At 49.3% G+C, this 19995-nt stretch carries 11 protein-coding genes; 7 read left to right on the plus strand and 4 right to left on the minus strand.

What is annotated here, in order from left to right; all coding sequences use genetic code 11:
* Positions 1 to 408: 408 nt before the first annotated feature.
* The 7 genes from AC3WKX_RS31440 to AC3WKX_RS31470 all read left to right on the plus strand — a co-directional run bounded on the left by AC3WKX_RS31440 (position 409) and on the right by AC3WKX_RS31470 (position 12688).
* Entirely contained in the window at positions 409 to 4119 is a 3711-nt protein-coding gene (locus AC3WKX_RS31440; RefSeq protein WP_102604331.1) for a hypothetical protein, read from the plus strand.
* Positions 4120 to 4233: 114 nt separating this feature from the next.
* Positions 4234 to 5289 (plus strand): ComEC/Rec2 family competence protein, encoded by a 1056-nt coding sequence (locus tag AC3WKX_RS31445; protein ID WP_102625838.1) that lies wholly within the window; start codon positions 4234 to 4236, stop codon positions 5287 to 5289.
* Positions 5290 to 6573 (plus strand): ABC-three component system protein, encoded by a 1284-nt coding sequence (locus AC3WKX_RS31450; protein WP_146013703.1) that lies wholly within the window; start codon positions 5290 to 5292, stop codon positions 6571 to 6573. It begins immediately after the preceding gene.
* Complete coding sequence (locus AC3WKX_RS31455) at positions 6551 to 7099, plus strand: ABC-three component system middle component 1 (protein ID WP_146013704.1); 549 nt, start codon at positions 6551 to 6553, stop codon at positions 7097 to 7099. Before AC3WKX_RS31450 ends, AC3WKX_RS31455 begins: the two co-directional genes overlap by 23 nt.
* Positions 7080 to 10202, plus strand: coding sequence for an AAA family ATPase (locus tag AC3WKX_RS31460; RefSeq protein ID WP_146013705.1), 3123 nt, complete (start codon positions 7080 to 7082; stop codon positions 10200 to 10202). The genes AC3WKX_RS31455 and AC3WKX_RS31460 overlap by 20 nt, the downstream gene beginning before the upstream one ends.
* Positions 10203 to 10379: 177 nt before the next feature.
* On the plus strand, positions 10380 to 11864 hold the full coding sequence (locus AC3WKX_RS31465; RefSeq protein ID WP_158244080.1) for an RNA-binding domain-containing protein: 1485 nt from the start codon (positions 10380 to 10382) through the stop codon (positions 11862 to 11864).
* Positions 11861 to 12688 carry a hypothetical protein gene (locus AC3WKX_RS31470; RefSeq protein WP_102604335.1) on the plus strand — a complete coding sequence of 276 codons (828 nt, stop codon included), beginning with the start codon at positions 11861 to 11863 and terminating at the stop codon, positions 12686 to 12688. The genes AC3WKX_RS31465 and AC3WKX_RS31470 overlap by 4 nt, the downstream gene beginning before the upstream one ends.
* A 117-nt stretch (positions 12689 to 12805) precedes the next feature.
* Here AC3WKX_RS31470 and AC3WKX_RS31475 read toward each other — a convergent pair whose 3' ends face one another.
* The 4 genes from AC3WKX_RS31475 to AC3WKX_RS31490 form a co-directional block, all read right to left on the minus strand.
* Positions 12806 to 14263 carry a hypothetical protein gene (locus AC3WKX_RS31475; protein ID WP_178083043.1) on the minus strand — a complete coding sequence of 486 codons (1458 nt, stop codon included), beginning with the start codon at positions 14261 to 14263 and terminating at the stop codon, positions 12806 to 12808.
* 926 nt (positions 14264 to 15189) lie between these two features.
* Complete coding sequence (locus AC3WKX_RS31480; protein WP_256579714.1) at positions 15190 to 17286, minus strand: hypothetical protein; 2097 nt, start codon at positions 17284 to 17286, stop codon at positions 15190 to 15192.
* Positions 17264 to 18784 (minus strand): site-specific integrase, encoded by a 1521-nt coding sequence (locus AC3WKX_RS31485; protein ID WP_102604337.1) that lies wholly within the window; start codon positions 18782 to 18784, stop codon positions 17264 to 17266. Before AC3WKX_RS31485 ends, AC3WKX_RS31480 begins: the two co-directional genes overlap by 23 nt.
* 11 nt (positions 18785 to 18795) lie before the next feature.
* On the minus strand, positions 18796 to 19995 hold a 1200-nt coding region (locus AC3WKX_RS31490), incomplete at its 5' end, for a tyrosine-type recombinase/integrase (protein ID WP_256580030.1).

Consider the following 19995-nt stretch of genomic DNA (forward strand, 5'->3'; position numbering starts at 1 on the left):
TAGACGTCAAATACGAATTCGTCGAATCAGTGACTTACGTGTCTTATGAACATCTCTGACATAGCACCTGATTTAACTTATGGGCGATGTCAGATGTTCATGGGTCGCTCATGAGTCGAACACCGTTGGCTTAATGCTCCAGAAATGAATACAGCTGTTCATCGATTGATGTTCATAGAGCCAGTCTCCCCGCACGTTTTAGCCTCACTGTCCCAACCTCTGGCGATCCCAATTCAGTGAGTGAGGCATGCGGTTTTTCAGAAAACACACTTTGAGTTCAGGATTGGAAAACAATGTTGCAGGGCGCATGGCGTAGCTAGGTTCGCTGCGCGCACGAAAACTAGATGCGTCCCTGTTCCTGGAGTGCTAGCGTGACCGGCTATTTCCAGCGGCGCAAGGAAGCATGGGGTGGATACGACTCGTCTCATTCAAGACCTCGAGAGGAAACTCGATTTTTACGAATATCCGAGTCCCGACGGGCCCGACCTCATCATGCCCCTGCATGGCTATATCGCTGAATTGCTGGCCGCCGGCACTGTTTATCCTCGCGTACTGAACCGCGCCACGGTGCTCGGCCTTTTGGAAGGGCAGGCGACCTGGTTGCATGACGAGGAGGGCTGGCAGGCGTTGAGAGACCCGGTGCCGCTCGCAGAACTTGAAGAGCAGCGTGTGGTGACCTTCAAATGTGGGCTGCTGGAGGTGGTCAGGCCGGTTCCCGTCGCAGACGACATGCCGCAAAAGTTGAAGCAACAACTTGCGACAGTGGCTTCTCTTTATAACATCAGACACGGAATCGACGGCTGGGTGGCGTCGCATGTTCGTGTCGATGAGGACCGTGTCACAGACGTAGGCTACCTGCAAGCATGCGACAAGTTGTCTGCGTCACTCGGTGGGTATGAGGTTTCCTTCGAAGACGATGACCTTGTCGGGGTCGGCACGCTGCTGTGGGAACAATTGCGGGCCTCGAGGGAAACCCCGGAAGTGGCGTTCGAGGAATGGTGGTTGAAAATGGTACTGGCTTACAGGCGGTCGTATGTTTTTCACCTGAAGTTCCGCTCTTCAGAGGCGCGCGAGGATTTTCTAGCCGGTGCATTCCAGTACGTGATGGCCGATGACTCTCTGCAGGATAGTTGGGAGCAATGCGCGGCCGATATCGCACTGGCCGCGAATCGCATGAATGCCATCGTGCGAGCTGCACGGCGGGATTCAGCTGAGGTGCTTACCGGCTCCGAGCAGGAAGCCTATTGCCCAGCACTGGACCTGTCCCAACTGGGCGACGTGATCGAGCGTTTTCGACGCCTGCGGAGCGCGCGCTTTTTTGATTGTTTCCAGTGGTGGAAAGGGGCGGGGAACTATTACGACTACGAGACGACCCATCATCTCGTGGCCGGCATCGTGAAGTACGAATGCGAAGACGGCGTACGGCGCGACAGTTTTCCTTACACACGCCGTTTGTTGCAGCACTCGACGCAGGCGCCGCACCTGGCAGAGATACTGTTCAGGAAAATTCACCTTTCACCCTATTTATGCTTGCTGCTGTCTGACAGGGCAACCAGTCATATCGGCTTGATCAAGGTCCACCAGCGCCTTAATGGTGCCTCCCAGCGCTTGTCGGACCGTTACGACTACGACAGGGCGTGGCAGCAATTGGTATTCGCCCAGGCGCTGGAGGTGTATGCCATCGCCCACGATGAGCCGATTGACGCCGAGGCTGCGCGCGACACGGTGCTAGCGATTGCAGAAGTGTTCGCGTGGCTGGCGGAACGCGAGACCGCCCCTCATGCCGAGGGCAAAGGCCTGGTGCTGCTCCAGGGGCTGAAGCAGGCGGTCGAACGTATGGAGTATCACCGACCCGAAGGCGGCAGAGCGTTGCCTCTTTTCAAGGACCATTGCGCCTCAGCGGCTGATTTTCTGGTGGCTAGGCACAAGCAGTTGAATGACAGGCACGATGAGTTGCCGCTTGCGCAATGGATGTTTTCGTTCTGGTGCATCGAAGCGTTGTCGGCGGGTTTCATGGGCAAGGGTGCGCCGGAAACAGCGCCCGCCGGACACGTAGCCACGCTATTGGTGAACGACTATCTCTGGCTTCTGCAACAGCGCTTCACGAGCGTGCATGTCGATATAGACGACGGCCCGGTTTTCGACAGCTTTGACTGGAGTGGGCTGCTGCGCCTTTGCAACAAGCCCCTACGGCGAAAATTGATTCATGCGTTCGATGATTTAGTTGTTGACGAGCCTGAAGGCTCTGAAGCAGGCCGCAGAGGTTTTTTTGGCGCGGTGAGGACGCACTTGCGCCTGCTCCTAGCGCTGGTTGTCGATACTGAATCAGGCTTCAACAAGGATGTCGTCGAAGCCCTGCTGGCCTTGATTCGGGAATTCGGTTTTGCCAATGATCGCCTAGCGGGGGTGTTCGAGGTGCTCAAGGATGGAGCTGGGCACGGCAAGGTTCAGTTGTGGGCGCGGGTGTGCCAGGCCAGCAACCTGTTCGCGGAGGATGATTTCACGGCGTTCCTGAGCATACTGCGAGAGCGGCCAACACCCATTGGCGGCTTGCTTGAGCTGTTCGAAGCAACGCTATCGTCTGCCAGGAAAGCGCGCATCCTCGAGCACGTGATCACGCTGGACTTCGAGGCTGAAAGGATCGTCTGGATTCCAGAGATTTTCCGGGTGGCCATGATGGCGGCCAATGCCGGCCAGTTATCGCTTGCACGGCATCTGGCGAAATATGGCGCATCCGTTCGACGCAGCCACTCTTCTGTCTCGTTTGAGCCGCTGACCGAGTTGATCGAGCTTAAAGCGATTGCGGAGGACGCGGCCCTCAACGATAAGCAACGGATTGACGAGCTGGAGCTGTTCCTTGACACCGCCACGCAGGCCAGTGACGAGGCCCACCAGTATGCTCGACAGCTAATAGCGAACTGCTGCTTGACGGTCGATGCCCAGCGTGCGCTTCACCTGTTCGATGCCCTGTTGAAAGAGCGTAAGCAGCTCACTTACGCGACGGGAAGACTCAAGGCGAGTCGGATCCTCGGCAAAAAGAAAAAGACGGGCGTAGACATCGATCCTTGGCAACTGTATGGGCAGTGGTACGAGGTCTATCGTGCTGTTGGGTTGAAGCAGGTGGATGCCAGGGATTTAGAGGAAGCACTGGGGCTTCTGGTCGAATGTAAGAGGTGGGAAGAACTGGATCGTGTCTGGCGTGAACTGCCCGATCGCTTCCAGCGGTCTTGCGAACTTGCGTCTATCCGTTGCTTGCACCTTCAAGAACAGGGGCGGGTGGACGATGCGCTGAAGCATTTGCATGAGGTCGAGAACCTTCATGGCGAATTCCCGGCCGTGCAGAAGGGGGCGTTCGAAACCCTGGAAAAGCGCCTGAGAAACAGCAACGTCGTGCGGTTGAAAAGTTCCCCTCATGTGACGGACCTGTACATCAAGCCTGACCATACCCACGCGAGAGTCATGTGGCGGGAGATCTGTGCATTGGCACCACACGACCAGAGTCTGGTGTTCGGTCAGGCGACGGACGCAGATGCCTTGGAACAGTTTATCTCCAGCAATATCTACAGCGTTACCCTGGAACTTCTAACGCGTAAAAACAACCTGTACCGCCCTACGGACCCTGACGCACAAGCGCTGATAGACCAGGAAAACTTGATCAATGACTGGTTAACTTCGCTGCTGGGCCACCGTTTGGATTACCTGAACTGGACGGTGAAAGACCAGGCGAGAATAGGTAGCTCTGCTTCGAAAAAAGGGGTAGGGGAAATTGATGGTGGCATCTACGCAGGCACGAACTGCATTTCGATTGTCGAGGCCTTCCGCCTGCACAATTTCAAACGCAAGACGATCGAGGACCATCTCAACAAGGTCGCGGGGTACAATTCGCCGGGTGTTAGCTCTATTGCCATTGTCATCTATTCGACCGGCAACTTCGTGCACCTGTGCACTGAATACGAGCAATGGATTAATCGAACCCCTTATGCCGGGTTCGACAGCCAGGGCACGCTTACGCTCGATAAAGAGCAGCCTCATTTGAAGGTCTACCGGGAGACGCGGCCGGTTAATGCCTCGGCTGTCCATATCTACCACTATCTTCTGGATCTTCAGCTTGGTTTGTAGTGATCGACAAAACCAGGGGGGATTCACCCTGCGAAGACTGATGACAAATTTTCCCCTCCCGAAGGTATTCTGATTGATGGCATAATGAAAGCATAAGCAGCTAAGGGAGCTAGCATGAGCACCACCATTCAGATCCTCCACGCTTCGCATGGCGACTGCATTTTCCTGCGCCATGAACAGGACGGAAACACATTCAACCTTCTGATTGATGGCGGCCCCCCCGATACATTTGGTCAACTATACGGATACGCTAAACCCCTTCGCTTGCTTCTTGAAGAATTAAAGGCAAGAGGAGAATTTATTGACCTAGCTGTAATTACTCATGTAGATGACGATCATATTGGCGGCTTACTCGAGGCTATGTCATTTGATGATTATCTACCTTCTCTAGTAAAAGAATTCTGGTTCAACTCATATGGGCTTATATCTTCTGAGTACGGTAAATTAGATACTAACAAGAATGAGGTGAAAGGTATTGCTGGAAGGGAAGCAAAGACTAGTATCACCCAGGGGGTGACATTAGAGGAAAAGCTCAGCCAGCTTAATTGGTATAAGCAGGTGATTCATAATGAAGTCTCTCCGATTACCAGATCAGGGTTGGAGTTCACAATCCTGTCCCCTTCAGTAAAGACACTCAAAAGACTTGGTAGAGCATGGGAAAGAGAATATCCCCCGACAGAAAAAAAGACAGCAAAAAAGGAAAGCGATCATAAATTCCCCTTCTCGCATTTCTTAAGTAGGGATCGGTTTAAGTCTGATCGATCCATCCCGAATGGCAGCTCAATAGCGTTCATTTTGAGAATTGGGGATGTCAAACTTCTGTTGTTGGCGGACTCATATGCAAGCACCGTACAGCGCAAGCTGAAGTTATTAGGATATAGCCCGAACAACCCCCTGGAATGCAGCCTTGTAAAGGTTTCGCATCATGGGAGTAGAGGCAATACAAGCCAGGGGTTGCTCTCACTTATCGCCTCGAAAAGATATGTTATTTCAACAGATGGCTCGATATTTGGACATCCGGACAAAAGAACAATCGCAAGAATATTAGGCGCCCAGAAAGATAACAATGTATATTTTAATTACGAATCTGTAATTAGAAGAATTTTGCTGCCTGAAGATGCTGCTTATGCTAACAGACTACATGTTTGTGAAGGAAAAATGGTGATCTAAATGTCCATTTATGAATTCATCAGAGAGCAAGCAGTCAAGGTGAACGGCGGAAGTGGTGCATTAGTTCACTGCCTCTCGGAGGACTATTCTTATGTGCTCACTGCGAAGCATACTCTGAAGCCACATAATAGAGTTGAAACGTGGACTGGCCAACGTCTCGATGTTATAGGTGTGTATCCTCATGCAGATGATTGCGCTTTATTAAAAATTCCACTTATTGATGATTTACCACTTAATCGATATAAAAATAAAAGGATTGATTATAAGGCTGAAGCTGTTTTCGCAGGCTTTCCCGACTGTCGCGCTAACGAAGCAACCCCTGAGGCGAAATTTCAAACCTATGATGGAAAAGTAAAGCAATTTGAAAAGGGGTTTTATTTGACAATAGATGGCCTGCCAGCGAGAGGCCTCATTGAAGGAGCTTCTGGTGGGGGAGTATATCTTGTCGTAGGTGGAACGCCGTATCTAATTGGTATAGAGATCGAGATGGCCGGCCCTCAGCCTCAAGAACCTGGGGTTGTGCGGTGTTACGACCTGACAAGATATGATGAGATTGTCAAAGAATATAACTTATCACCAATACTTCCTTCGTTCTTATCCTGCTTCGACAAAATAAGAGCTAGTACATTCAATTACACTCTAAATAGCCCCAGAATACTCCAAGCCGTACGCCGAGAACTCCACCGCAAGGCGCACAGCTTAGTTAAAGGGGGGATGCCTAAGCCCTATGAATTACTAGCACTATATGACAAGAGCTTGATTGTTAATGGGCAGGAAGATGAGGCGATGTATGATTTAGAGCTTTGGTCTTCTTATGCCGAATACTTGATTTTACATTCTTTGCTGAATGATGTAGAAATAATGGATCTCACCTATCTAAAAGAAATGGAGAGAGTCAGTAGGTTTGTTTATTCGAGAAGTAAAGAGGCTTGGCTTCAAGACCTTAATAACATCATATCCTCTGCTCGAAAGTTACTTGATGATGGGGGGGTGTTGGTAGTCTCAAGTGGCGATGTGGGAAGCCCGCCAATCGCAGATAAAAACTTCATAAAATATTTGGTTGAAGATATCGCTGCGCCCGCTGCTGAGTATGATGACGATGATGGAACACGCATTGACATGGGTATTGAGAGTGGTGACGTGCCCTTTAGTTTTGCGCTATTAGGCAGCCTCCATCGGGAGTGTATAACGAGAAATGAACAAGCATTTCTGGGGCTAAACTCACTTCAGTTGATGGAGCTTTTTAAGGAGAAATACTCCAATGAATTTAATAAGTGCAAATAGTGGTCGCATCTCGCAGATTAAAGACAAATTCCCTAACTTCGCATTTAATTTGTTTACGGCGGGAGATTCCGAGTTCATTAGTTGCATCGCATGCTGGGCCGAAAGCTCGCAAATGCTTGAGCAAAACTGGAACGCAATCCAAAATGTACTAGCGCTAGTTTACAAAGCGGAGAAAAAGGTTGCTAGATGGAATGTCTACATTGCATTCTTTTGCAAAGATTCAGTAAGTCGACCACTCAAGCTGTTGATTGAAAATGATAAATTCACAGCTAGAAAGTTAGTTTTCGACTCATGTACTGATAGCCAATCTTGGCTGAAAGAAGAATTCGCTCTCAAACGTCTGAACTATGAAATTTTTGAGGTTGATTTGGCAGTCTCAAAGAATTTTGGGACGTTAGTCGCGTACAAGCCCTCATCGCTTGTATCGCATTTGAAGGATTACACTCGCGCGACGGCAGAGGGCAGAGTACAGTTGATTGAACAGTTGTTAGCGGAGCATGGCGGTCATGAAAATAAAGAAAGTTGAGGTTCAGGCATTCAGAGCCTATCTAGAGAAAGCCAATGGAACATTTGATTTCATGGTACCCGACCAAGATGGCGTTGATGTTCCCGCAAACTTTATTTCGCTCTATGCTCCGAATGGCTTTGGGAAAAGCTCATTTTATGATGCAGTAGAATGGGCTATGACCAATGGGTCAGAGCGTTTCAGTGATGGGGTATATGAGGCTGCCGCTCGCGGATCGAAGTTGGAAGATGAGGCGCTTCGCATTCTACGAAACACCGAAGCACCAGATGATCTCGAAACTTTGGTCTCAGTATCGACCACTGTTCAGGACTTTGTGCGTAGCCCAGGCATTATCCGGAAAGACAGCATTGATGTCGACTTTAAGGAAAAGAAGCTGGTAGAAGGGGCGGAGGCCTATCGAACAATATTCCTATCACAAGATGCGATAGATCATTTTATCCGTGGAGTCAATCCGGAAAGCCGTTACCAGACATTCATCGACGTATACGGTGAAGAAAGCGAGCTGTTACGCCGGGAGGTACAGGCAGCATACTTGGGTGTGGGCGAGCAAATTGAGAAATACAAAGCCACTGAAAAAAAATTATCTGCTGAAATAGAGGCCCCTTTAAACAATCATCTCGTTGAAACGTTTGTTGATGTTACTAATCAGTTAAGAGGTGCTGGAGTTTGTCTTCAAGCACTGCAAGAGGTAGTCGGCGATACGAAGCTCGACGAGCTGTCGGAGGAGTTGATTACATCGAGTTCTAAAGTCCAACATGAGCTAAAGTCATTAGCTGCAAGGGAACTGGCGCTAAATGAGCTAGCAGAAGGGCTCATAAACAACAATAGTGATTCTGATGAGTTGGCTCGCCAGCTGACAAAAGAGCTAAGCTTGTTAGACGCTCTAGGGGAAGTAGGCAGAAGAGACGCTTTGCTGCAGGCGCAGGCCGAATACGTAACAGAAATTAACCGCCGTACAGACGAGCTTCAGCGACTTGAGTCCGTAATCTCAGTTAGCGAAAAATATCGCTTGTTACGCGGTAAAAAGTTAGCGCTTGGAAGTGAGCTAGGTGCTCAAAACCTGCAACTTAAATCGCTCGAGTTGAAGCGTGATCAGCTTACCGCTCAGAGAGAGGAATTGCTGAAGCGCCTTACGGATCTCCAGGGGCAAAAAGCCACATGGGAAATGCTCCGCTCTAACTCGATTAATATATATGAAAATATTGAAAGGTCGACAAAAGACCAGATTGAGCTTGATGTTGAGTTGAGGGATGCTACAGCCAAAATATCTTTGCTCATAGCCAAGTTGGCCGATCAGACGGATTCGCTTTCCGCTATAAATCAAATGCCTGAAGATGTTTTTGAATTGGGCATTAAGGACTTGGCGTTGCTTGGTCTTGGCGCTGATCACCATTCTGAGCTTCGAGCCGCTAGAGCTGAGAACGTGCTCATTGAGCGCAAGCTCGACGCTATCAATCACGTGATACGAGATCTTGAATCTCAAACTAATGCATTTGGAAAGCTCGCGGCAGTTGCGGGTGAGATTTTATCAAGTCATCCCGGCCGTCATTGCCCCCTGTGTCAAAAGGATCACGGTTCTTTCGAAGCTCTCCAGGCTGCGATAGACAGCAATGGGAAGTTGCAAGGAGTTCTCAAGGAAAACTCCGATAAAAGAAGTGTAGAAACTGACAATCTGGCGGAATCTAAAAAACTGCTATCGGATATGGCAGCAGTGTTATCGAATCACCGGGAAAAAATAATTAGGCAGCTCGAGGTTGAGATACGAAACACAACAGACGAGGAGTTATCTGCGAAGCGAAAAAAAGCCTCGCTTGAGGCAAGGCTAGATTTGTTGAAGCAAGAGATGATCTTGAATAAAGCCACTGTTTTGAACCTGACTGAGGATCAACTTTCAACGAAGATAATTGAGGAGCTTAAGGTCGTTTCGGCTCAAATCGACACGAGCCAAGCTGAGTTAGACACAGCGGATAAAGAGCTTGAGTCGATCAGCTCGATGAAGGTCTCCACTTTTTCAAAAACCTCTGACATTAACACGCAATTGACGCAAATTGATTCCGATCAAGATTACGCTTTAGTCTTCTCTTTTCTTGAAGAATACAAGTGTGATCCTTCAGGCACGGTCAAAGACCTCGAAATTTTCACCGCCGAGCTAAGGAGTAAAATAAAAGATTTCGAAGCTTTGTGGTCAGAGGCAGATGATGCTGTTAAGTCTATTACAGAGAGTCTGGAGAATGCTAATCTCCCAGCAGAGAGCCTGTTAATTAAGAATGAACTCGACCTGTGCATCGCAAGGCTGTCTGAATTGCGCGGGAGAATAGAATCTTACAGCTCAAGGATCATAACGCTTTTAGGCATTTCGCAAGCTGATCATGCAGGCTATGAAAAACGTTTAGGTGCAGCCATAGAGGAAACGGTTGCAGGCAAACAGAAGGCAAATGACTCCTCTGTCAAATTAGGTGAGTTGCTAGCTTTGATTGACTCTATCAGGCCTGTGATTAGCAGGGAGGTTGCCAGGAGGGAGATGGGCTCTACCGTTCAGCGACGTATCGAATATGAATCGTTAAGAGAACATATTGGAGCAGAACTCACCGTCATTAACGAGGTGCTAGAGCGCCAACTCGACACGGTCTTCCAAACGGATCTGATAAATGAGATTTATAGAAAAATCGATCCCCATCCTAACTTCAGTGAAGTAAGATTTTCTTGCGGGTTTGGGCTGAAAAATAGACCTACCTTGAATGTGATGGTAAGGGACAAGGAGTCGGAGAAAGAGATTTCCCCTTTGCTTTATTTTAGCGCGGCTCAGCTGAATATCTTGAGTCTGAGTATTTTTCTGGCGCGGGCGCTGAACGCTAAATCTCCCACGGGAGAGTCGCTTGACCTTATCTTGATTGATGATCCAATTCACTCGATGGATTCTATTAATGTGCTATCCACTATTGATTTACTTCGAGGCATTGCTATCAATCACGACAAGCAGATAGTCATATCGACACATGATGAGAATTTTTACGAGCTGTTGAAGAGAAAGGTTCCTGCGGGGTTGTGTAAATCAAAGTTCCTGAGATTGAAAAGCTTCGGTCGTGTCGAGGTGGATGATTAAACAGAATTTAGGATTGGATTCCGGGGCTTTGCCGTTCCTCAGAGCCTTGGTGCCTAATATAAGCGAGCCCACAACCTGAATCGCCCCTGACTCACTAGGGACGGATACACCTGATCTCGGTATCTGGTTCATCACGCTCGCTGCTCAAAGCGTCTTTGATAAATTATGGGATATGGAATGGCGACTGAAAGCGAAGTAAGCATCGGAGGAAAGTATCTAGGGGGTACTCCGAAACTCGTCGGAGACAATCAGATAGTGTTGTTCAATGCGTCAGATCTTATCGCTATCGGTAGTGTCGACGATCCCGAGTTTTTCCGGGCGTATCAAATCACTATCCGCGAGCTGCGCCGAAGGCTCGAAGCTCTGGGCTACTCGCTCAATCATGTAAGGGAAGCAATCGTAACAGAGCTCACAAAAGGCTATGGGGAGCTTAATGGTGAAAGGGCAGTTCAATGTAAAAAATTTCTTGATTATGGATATTCAATTACCATAGAGCAGCTTATTGAGTTGGTTAAAAACTGGAAAGACCAAAAACCAGCTGCCTATAACTATATGGAACAATTTAACCTCGACGACTTTCCTACCGTTCTGTTGGACTTCATTCAGGGCAGCAGTTCTGAATTGCTTCTACCGTCTCAAAACATCTGGCTAAACGGCTTTTACATTGAGCGTTTAGCTTGTGAAACGTGCACAGATGATGAGCTTTTCACTATCGACTTCACTAGACTAATCGAAGCTGGTTATTACGCACCAGAGGCGCAGCCTATTTCAGATGAGTACGACAGATATCTATCACAATTCAATCCGTTGTCGTTCAGACTCATGGAGCAGATTAATGATGAAGAATCTGAGACTCTCGAATTCAAGTCAGTAACCTCTAGTAACCCATGTAGCGCAATTGAAAAACAGCTACCGAAATACCTCATCGGATTCCTTAATAATAAAGGCGGACGAATTCTATTTGGTGTGACCGACAGCGGTGTCACAGTAGGAATACGATTGACCCGGGATGATCGAGATCTTCTGCATAGAAAAGTCGCCGCAGCTACTTTGAAAATCACCCCGAACTTCCCTCAAAGCTCCGTAGAAATAAAACTCAGGCCTTTAATTAACCTCGAAAAAGAAATGCAAGACAGGTTTGTTGTAGATATCTACATACCTAGCGGAAAGTCAAATGAAATGTATTTTACACATGGTGGAGAGACCTGGATCCGTCATGGAACTTCAACTTCGCAACTAAGCGGGCATCAATTGTTCGCTCATATCTGCGCTCGTTACAGCACTGCCGACGACCTGCTACGAGCGGTAGATCTAAAAGCTCGTACAGCTATGGATGAGATTCAACGACTTAAAAAGCTAGGGACAAGTTCAGACGAGGAACTCGCAAGCAAGCAAGGTGAGTTATCAGAGTTACGTGAAAGCGTATCTACAGCCTGGCAACATTTAAAAGCGATCGGTCTCATCTGCCCCACATGTGAGGCACCGATTGCTGTACGACAATCGTTTTCCCGAACCATGTCGATAGGTGGTAGGGAGATCGACGCTGATTTTGAATATATTCAGTACGAGTGTGGGTACGCTACTAGAGATGACTTGAGTGAGCCCGATTCTCCATGCCCGCAGAATTCCAATTCTCCATCATCGTCGCAGGACATTGCATGACCACTAGTACCGCTAAAAATGAGGTGATCGGACTCTGCATAGCCATAGAGGCGATTGGCGACATACTAAACCATGCGTTAATGGAAATTTGCGGAAAGGAAGAGCACTTAAAGGATGTTACCGTATTATTCCACTCTAGGATTCATCAACAATTATTCCTTATCAGGTTATTGGATTTTGCGAAGGAAACTGGCGACTTTGGTTTAACAGGAGTTAAAGGCTCCTGCTTGGATGTGATAGCATCTGCTTGCGAAACAAAAACGTTCGATACTAATAATTCAATTTGCGCACTAAAAGACGCTACTGAAAAATTACAACAATGGCTAAACACTCCTGCGACACTCAAGTTGTGGATTCCAACTCTAAATATTGAAGCTGAGTTGGAAGTCACGAGACTCTACCTTTTATACATTTCTGGGAACGAAGCAAAGCACAATATTTCGCGATTGACAGGACTGACTAAGAACATTCAGAAAATGCTGGGCGATCATGGTCACATAGTACCGCTTGAGCAAATCCCGCTCGCTTTGGATGACTTTGCCGAGCACTTGACTGAGCATTTTTTTGTCTACTACTCGACGTGGCTTGCAGAACTACTGAATAACCTTCGATGGGGGCTCCAAGAATATCTTAACCCTATATTCAAACACTGCTATAAAAGTGCCCCTGAGCTTGGAGAGTTGGCGTACAGGTACGATTATCCAATAAGCATGGACTCAGATATATCAAAATCATGGTTTTGGAGAATAATGAACAATATCCGTACCGGCCCCTATTATGAAAAGTTTAGTGCATCAGAGTATTTGAAAATGGAAGAAATTTAAGCGTGCTGTGATTGACGGTCCTAGTGCCTTGTACCTAAACCGGAGGTTCCCGGCCAAATTCCCATAGCGCCTGCGTTAAGGAACCAGCCATTTGAATAATTAATTTAAATAAATTAACTATTCAAAATTCTTAATTGGTGCAGAGGGCATTTCACTTAAAAGTTCATCAGCCAATTCGGAATTGCTCGTTTCAGTTCCACTTTTTAGAAAGCTCTCAAGCGTGAACGGTAACTGGGTTTTTGGCTGAACGAAGGTGCGAGAGTGGAGGATCTGTGTCTCGTAGAACGCTTCGCATACTGTGTCTTGCTCCTGCCTAAACCAGTGGGTCGCTTCTGGCAAAACTTCCCTCGATAGCGGGTGCTTAGCTAGTGGATTGTGAAATACCTCTAGCTCGGCAGACCATGGCTCATAGCCTTGTGGCCAGAGATCACGATATTCAGAACTGGTTACGTCCAAACAAAACGGTATTCCCTTAAGGGCCCCAGGTGTTCGATCAAAAATCTCCCCAAATCGGGTGTTGGTGAACTCATCATGCTGAGTCATCGATACGAGTACCCTCCCGAATTTAGCCAAACTGCAACCATTGCTGAATATTATTGCTGATAAGCCAGCATTTTCCGGGAAGCGAAAGAGTCCAGCAGGAATCTTTTGTTCACCAAGCAAGTGTTCGATTTTCACTCCCACCGCTTGTTTTTTTCCATCAATGACATCCGTTGATGCGTACTCTCCAAAGAGATACGCAATGAGAGCCTGCCTGCTCCAAGTCATGGATCCTTGGGCATGAAAATCAGCAATGGCTAAGGCAAAGGGTTGGCCAGCAACGTGTGCAAGCTGATCGTATCGTCGCTGCAGTTTGCTACGAATTGTGTTGGCAAATCTGACCGCGGCTTGCCCTAGAACTCGATCCATCAGGTCAGACGGAGGTGGTTCAGCCCAGGTAGTCGCATGGTCGTACCGTTCAGCCGGATTCGTTGTAACTGCCTCAATCCAAGCACACTCACCATTGCGACGCGAAATGCGAAAATCAGGTGATCGATGCTGTTGGCTAACGAACCGACCTTGTTCACGGAAACACGCCAGCAGATGGAGTTCCCAAAGGCGTGTGTGCAAATTCTCGGTTTGAAAATCCCTGACCCAGTTGGCGTCAGGCCGAGGCAATGAATAGTACAAGTGTCCGATCATCCATGCGGCTTTATGCCGAGATTTTCTGGATAGATGCTGAAAAAGAGTGCATGTAGGTAGGCCGGTGCTGTCGAAAACATTAGGTCTTCTAGCGGTATTTCTGGGCATCGACTCACGAGGCGCCCCCTCTTGAAGGTGAGCGGCAATCCTGCTCTCCGCTTCGTCATAGCTATCAAATCCGGCCTCATCTAAAACCAAGGCCCAAACCAGATCCACTCGTTGCCGCATCGCCATGCAACCATATGTATTCGCGGCTACGTTACGAGTTAAGACCCCCCATGCGCGTCCATCCGCCGTCCTCCAAGCTCGAAACGGCATGTGACCGACGAAACTTAAACCCCACGGCAATGAAAGGGCATAGAGGTCAAACATGGCTTGCGGAATTAATTCCATAAATTCGGTCCCATCCCAGGATCAGCATACATGGCGTAACAGAAAAGCCCACTGTGAAGTAGGGACGTGCAATCCTTGCTGTGTCCACATTGTATGGTGAGATTATTCCGAATAATGAATCGCCCCGGATTTCGTAGATACCTCGTTGCATTAAACTGAGGGCAAGTACGAGGGCCCTGAGCAATCCGCGTCTGGCTTAAAACACAACGGCGATAAAAAGGGTGAATACGAGGGAACGTCTTATGAGACGTTCAGAGCAACACAGCAGAAAGGCAAAAGCCCGGTCAAAAACCGGGCTTTGCAGGACCCTCAAGGGGAGATAAAACTCAAGTGCCTCAGGGGCTACCGACCAAACTCTACGAGCGGTTGGCGCACATGTCAACGCTTCGCGTCTGATACGAAGTAGTCAGGAGACATTTACCGTAATGTGTAGTCATCAGAGCTGACGCAGCCCGGTCTAGCGCTCTAGGCAGATTACCATGCCGTAATTTGTAGTCGATATGAAGAATGCTTAGCTGATTATCGGGTGTTTCTCAAAGGTGCCATTACTGACTCTACGTCCAAACCGTTCACAAAGCAGTTGTGTGCTATTACTGACAGCGCCTCAAAAAGCTTGTCTCGCTGTCTTGCCAACGCAGCGTTCTCCGCTTGAAGACTTGCAATACGCTCTTCGAGACTTCTGCGCCGGCGGGCACCATCTGGATCCCTCCCGCTTTCCCCCATTTGAACAATACGGGCGGCCTCAATTCTGTCTCCACGGTCACCTCCTAGCGTAGCTCGGCTTGTCAGGCCCAGCCGGCGCTGCACCTCCGGTCGGGAAATGGGAGCGAGCTCCACTCCTGAGCTAATCATCTGGGCGAGGAGAGCGTCTATTGCTTCGTCAAGAGTGCTGCCCCTCAATGTCTGTCGTCGCGCCATAATTGCCCCTAGTCATCTGAAACCGAACTGTGTCGCTTGTCCGAGTCCGCAACCGTCATTGGACGCCCATTTGGAAACACGCGTTGCACACCTCCATTGGTATCGCGTGCAAGGGCAGATTTTAAATTGTTGAGCTTGTCTTCCTGGTCTGCTAGCCATACATCGCTGCCTGCCTCTCCGGCGCCTGCGTCGCGCATGATGGATATTGCCTTGGTCAGATTCTTGGCTTGCTTTTCAAGGTTGACCCGCTCCGACTGAGTGCCCATCAGATGTAGATGCGAGCAGCCATTCCAGCACTGAAGATGCTTAGGGCAGGGGGCCTGGGAGAAATCGTGGATACAACCTCCGAAAGGGGTCACATGCAGCGCCGTGGCGTGTACGGTGAGGAATGCTTCTGCAGTTGTTGTACCTTTATCTGATAGCAAAGCATGGTAACTGTCGGCCAAAGCGCCATGAATGCGCTTGTCTCTTATGCCCGCATGTAGAAAGTCGATACGCTCGCGATGGCTATTGAACGCCAAGAACTCTTGATGGGTAGCGGTGTTTTCTTCAATGCTTGTGTGTTGGTAATAGACATTCTGGTCGAGGCGTTTTCGCCCCAGGGCCAGCGCCTGCTGAACATTGCTCATCCCAGTTAGATGGTAAATAGTATTTCGCCAATGGCGCGGTTGATGGCTAGTCAGCTTGATCGGTGTCCCATCAGCTTCAAATAATGAACGGCGCGAGAATATGGACGAGAATCGCGGATCCGCGCCGAGCGCTCGGTTAATGTCAACCAACATCACTCGTCGTGGGATGGCACGGAACACATTGGCCTCACGCCCCCCCAATCGAAATTGTCCTTCAAATGCGATGGCAAGTGTTTCACTCGTTTTTAGGACAACACGAAGCTTACCGCTGACATTTTCGGTAAGCGCGGCATGACCGTGAAGTTTAGGGACTAGAAAACTCTCAATATCGCCAGCCAAGTAATGTCGCCTCCGCGCCTTGCTAGGATGGATTCCATTTCTTGAAAAGTAAACATTTAGGTTCCGAGACGCATCGCGATTCTGACTGAATCCAAGCCAGCTAAAAACTTCAGCTTCTGACAGTTCCTCCTTCGGCGAGTAGTCCCAGAGGCGCCCTGGATGATCTTCTTGCCATTTAGCGATTTCTCGCTGTTCCTGGGTCAGTAGCTTGAGTCGCTTGACTGCACGCCTAGCTAGAGGGACATCACTTTCTGCAAACCAATGAACACGAGATTGAAAATGCTTCTCCGCAAAGTACCTAATTCCGCATTCGACCAGGCGCTTGCCATTTGCGTCTACAACTATCTCGCCGTTTGCTCCTTTGATTGGTCTTTCAACCCAACAATCATAGGGAATTACCGCTACCTCATTTCCCCTTTGGCCAGTCGCGATTAGTAAATCGATTATGCGCAGCAAGATTTCTTCGCTGTCATTAAGCGGGTTATTCGAACAAAGGGCGTAGGCTTCCATCGCCTCCCGAGAGGGCAGCTTTTCATCAGATTTACGCTGTTTTACCGCACGATCAGGATCGTGCAATGAGATGTACTCGTGGCGGCTCTTTTCTGGTTTTGCATCATGTATAAAGTGGATGGCGGTGTCGGTTAATTGTAGTTTATCGATCGTATCCGCAATTACCTGAAGATGAGATATCGCGTCGTAAAGGTTCTTGTAGCCACTCACTCTGAGAAATTCTACGACACGGTCAAAATCGCCCCGCGTCAACTGTGTAGGGTCGGATACACGTCGTTCAAACAACGGATTGTAAAGCCGTCGTACGGCAATATTGTAGGCGGCGACCATCGAAAACTTCAGGCTCCGGGTGCGTTGTAAATAGACAATCAGGGCCTTGTTAAAATCTTGGAACACGAGGGGGAGTGGGCCCTTCGCCGGAGAAGGATAGCCCGCTTTTTCGAGGGCTTGCCGGTGCGTCTCGAAGGTGAGCGTATTTTGCTTTCCCCGTTGTGGTAACCAGCCTCCGACGCCCCATAACGATGACGCCCATGGTGTTGAAATCGGTAACGAATGGAAAAGCGCTTGTTCCCGTGTAACAAAACCTCCGAGGCGTTGACTTGCTCTAGAGAGCGTCATCTGCAGCATCCCCAGCTTGTTGCCGGCAGCGCTCGATCGTAGCGCTTACCGCGAGAATGGTCGTCTGATGCTGGGCCATGGGCCGGTTGTGAATGAGATCACCGGCTAGTTCTGCCATATCGATGAACCGTTGGGCCTCCCGCTGGAGCGCATCCTTTACTTGCTCATGGCGGCCGTCAGCAAAGGGGTGGAACTTCTTGCAGGTGTAGCATGCGTATATAGGGTTATAGGGACAGTGGGTATGGACCGGCAGGGCGCAGGCACCAATATCGCCTATGTACTGCGTATCAATGACGCCGCGGACGGCTCTTTCAGGAGCTGTATCGCGGCGTTGGACTATTTCCCCAGTTAATAAGCTGCGCATAATGCGTTGATAAGCAGGGCTCTTACCCAATGCTTTCTCTTTGATCCGGGCAATGTTGGGGGTGGCCGTTACGTAAGCACGCGCTGCAACCGTGCTGTTGTGTCCGAGCAGTTCGGCAATCATGTCTGCCGGAGTACCCTGATCCGCCAAGCCTTGCCCGAGGTGATGACGCAACAACATGGTTACCTGATTCGGCCTATCTATCCCAGCTTCACGCAGCTCGTATTTGAGGCCTGTACCGATTTCAATAATCGAGAGACGCCTTCCACAAGGATTGACAAATAATGGTTCACAGTCGCTACCAAAACGGCGTTGAATTTCTGAAACGTGCCGTGAGATTTTCTCACCCAGGCGGGTGGTTATTTTGCGGGGGCGCCGCTCAGGTCTGCGCTGGCCGAGTTTTTTGGCCATGGGTAACCACAGGGTGTAGTACTTCTCGTGATCATCGCTCTCAGTAAACTCAAAGTCAGCAATTTCGAGCGAATGAAATTGAATCGATCGAGGTGCGATCTCGAAACCCAAGTGAAGCACTATATTAAACTGAACATCCACCCAAGAGTCATATTTAAGTTCTCGCTCAATGCGTTTGAGCAATCGAATTTCTTCATCAAGTTCCAAGCCAGACTGCGAGAGAAAAATTCGAGCATACGGGTCAACCCGATCTGACTTTACCTCCTTGATTTTTAAATATGTGACTGGATCGAAGCCATTGATTCCTCTATCCATTGCCCAACGATAAAACCTTCGAAATCCTACAAGTACTGCCCTCGTTTTTTTGATCTCTCCGAGAGCAGTGATTAGTTGATGTGTGGCCCAAGGAAGTCCGGCCGCGAGATTTGTACCAGGTAAAAAACGAATGGTATCCGCGAACATTACCGCAGTTCGAGGTGCATATTTCTCAAGTGCATAAGCCATAAAGCCTTTGCCTATTTCGATTAGCTCTGAATTCAACTGGATCGCACTCCAATCAATTTTCAGTGCAATTCCACCGTCGTACCAGGTCCACACCTTCTGCCGCGTATCGACGTAGCGTGGCTGGTCATTAGTGCGAGTTCGAATTGCAACGTAAGCGGGTCCCCTGAACACGTAAGCTGGCAAAGAGGAGGGTGGTGTTGCCTGTTTTTGGTCGGCTGATTTGGCCACGGCGAACCTCCTTAACTGTCAAGTCGGCTCCAGGCTGCCGAGGTGCGCTGGGCATTGTGGAGGTTGGCCGACTCCGCTAGATAACGACCTGCGTAACGGCGTGGCATCGTCGAGGTCTCAGACCAACCGCAGACTCGCCGCAGTTCGTCCGTGGCCCGTTCGAGGTCATGCCCACGCTTTTCGACCAGGTAAGCTAAAAAGTGGTCTGCAAAGGTGTGGCGAAAGTCATGCGCAGAAAGTGTAGGCAACAATCCTGGATGAGCCAGCTCAATGGTCAGAAACAGCCGGTCAAGAACGTTAGACAACGCGCGGATCGACAGCGGGCGGCCACGATCCGAGATGAACAAATAGCGATACAGCAATTTCATCGGTTTGCCGTCACGCAAAGGGCGCCGGTCGCTCTGGATATAGCACTCGTAGACCTCATACAACTGTGCGGAGATACCCACGGTCCGCCCATGTGTTTTGAGCGCAGGCTCTTCAACGCGCGGATCGCGGGGATCATGTTCTCGATCATTGATGCTGACATAGGCGTGCTGAGACCCTTTATTGATATCCGTGGAGTAGAGCTTCAGAAGCTCTCCGCGACGGATGCCGGTCTCCAAGAGCAATTCGATCATTAGCCAATTACGCAGTTGCAAACGTTCCGGGAACGGATTCTCAACAGCGCCAGGGCGAATCAGCGTGCGAACGATCTGTAATTGCGTATCTGTCAGGCTGCGGTAACGAGTGCGATCGGGACGAGCATTGATGATATGGCTCTCAAAGCGCCGCTCAATGACGTCGGCAACATCGGCAAATACCACGTTGATGTCAGCCTGTGTGGCTGAATTCTGACGGGCGCGCGGGATATAACGGGTGACGCACCAAGACAGGTATTTCTTCAGCAGGCGCAGGTACTGGTCACGTGTTCGTGAACTGATCTGCTGAAAAAGTATAGTGCCAGCTTTGCCGATTCGGGCGATCAGATTATCGGCATGACGGCCACTTTGGAGCCAAATAGCGTAACCGTCCAGCAAAGCCAGAATCGCCTCAAAGTTGCAGGCCAAGATGGCCTCATCGACATCCAGATCTCGGCTTTTGGCATAGGCGTAGAAAGCCTGGATCGCGCGCAGGTGCGCCGCAGCCGTGTTGTAAGCGCGGTGCCTGAGTTTGAGTTGGACGTAGATGAACGGAATGAGTACGGGCAAAGGCGTCGCATCACCAGCTTG

It is taken from the genome of Pseudomonas sp. GP01-A4 (assembly GCF_058780865.1).

What these genes read in the sequence shown, in the direction of transcription:
- AC3WKX_RS31475 (WP_178083043.1), bottom strand. Translation starts at nt 14,263, where the DNA reads ATGGAATTAATTCCGCAAGCCATGTTTGACCTCTATGCCCTTTCATTG.
- AC3WKX_RS31465 (WP_158244080.1), top strand. Translation starts at nt 10,380, where the DNA reads ATGGCGACTGAAAGCGAAGTAAGCATCGGAGGAAAGTATCTAGGGGGT.
- AC3WKX_RS31450 (WP_146013703.1), top strand. Translation starts at nt 5,290, where the DNA reads ATGTCCATTTATGAATTCATCAGAGAGCAAGCAGTCAAGGTGAACGGC.
- AC3WKX_RS31455 (WP_146013704.1), top strand. Translation starts at nt 6,551, where the DNA reads ATGAATTTAATAAGTGCAAATAGTGGTCGCATCTCGCAGATTAAAGAC.
- AC3WKX_RS31480 (WP_256579714.1), bottom strand. Translation starts at nt 17,286, where the DNA reads ATGCTGCAGATGACGCTCTCTAGAGCAAGTCAACGCCTCGGAGGTTTT.
- AC3WKX_RS31470 (WP_102604335.1), top strand. Translation starts at nt 11,861, where the DNA reads ATGACCACTAGTACCGCTAAAAATGAGGTGATCGGACTCTGCATAGCC.
- AC3WKX_RS31445 (WP_102625838.1), top strand. Translation starts at nt 4,234, where the DNA reads ATGAGCACCACCATTCAGATCCTCCACGCTTCGCATGGCGACTGCATT.
- AC3WKX_RS31460 (WP_146013705.1), top strand. Translation starts at nt 7,080, where the DNA reads ATGAAAATAAAGAAAGTTGAGGTTCAGGCATTCAGAGCCTATCTAGAG.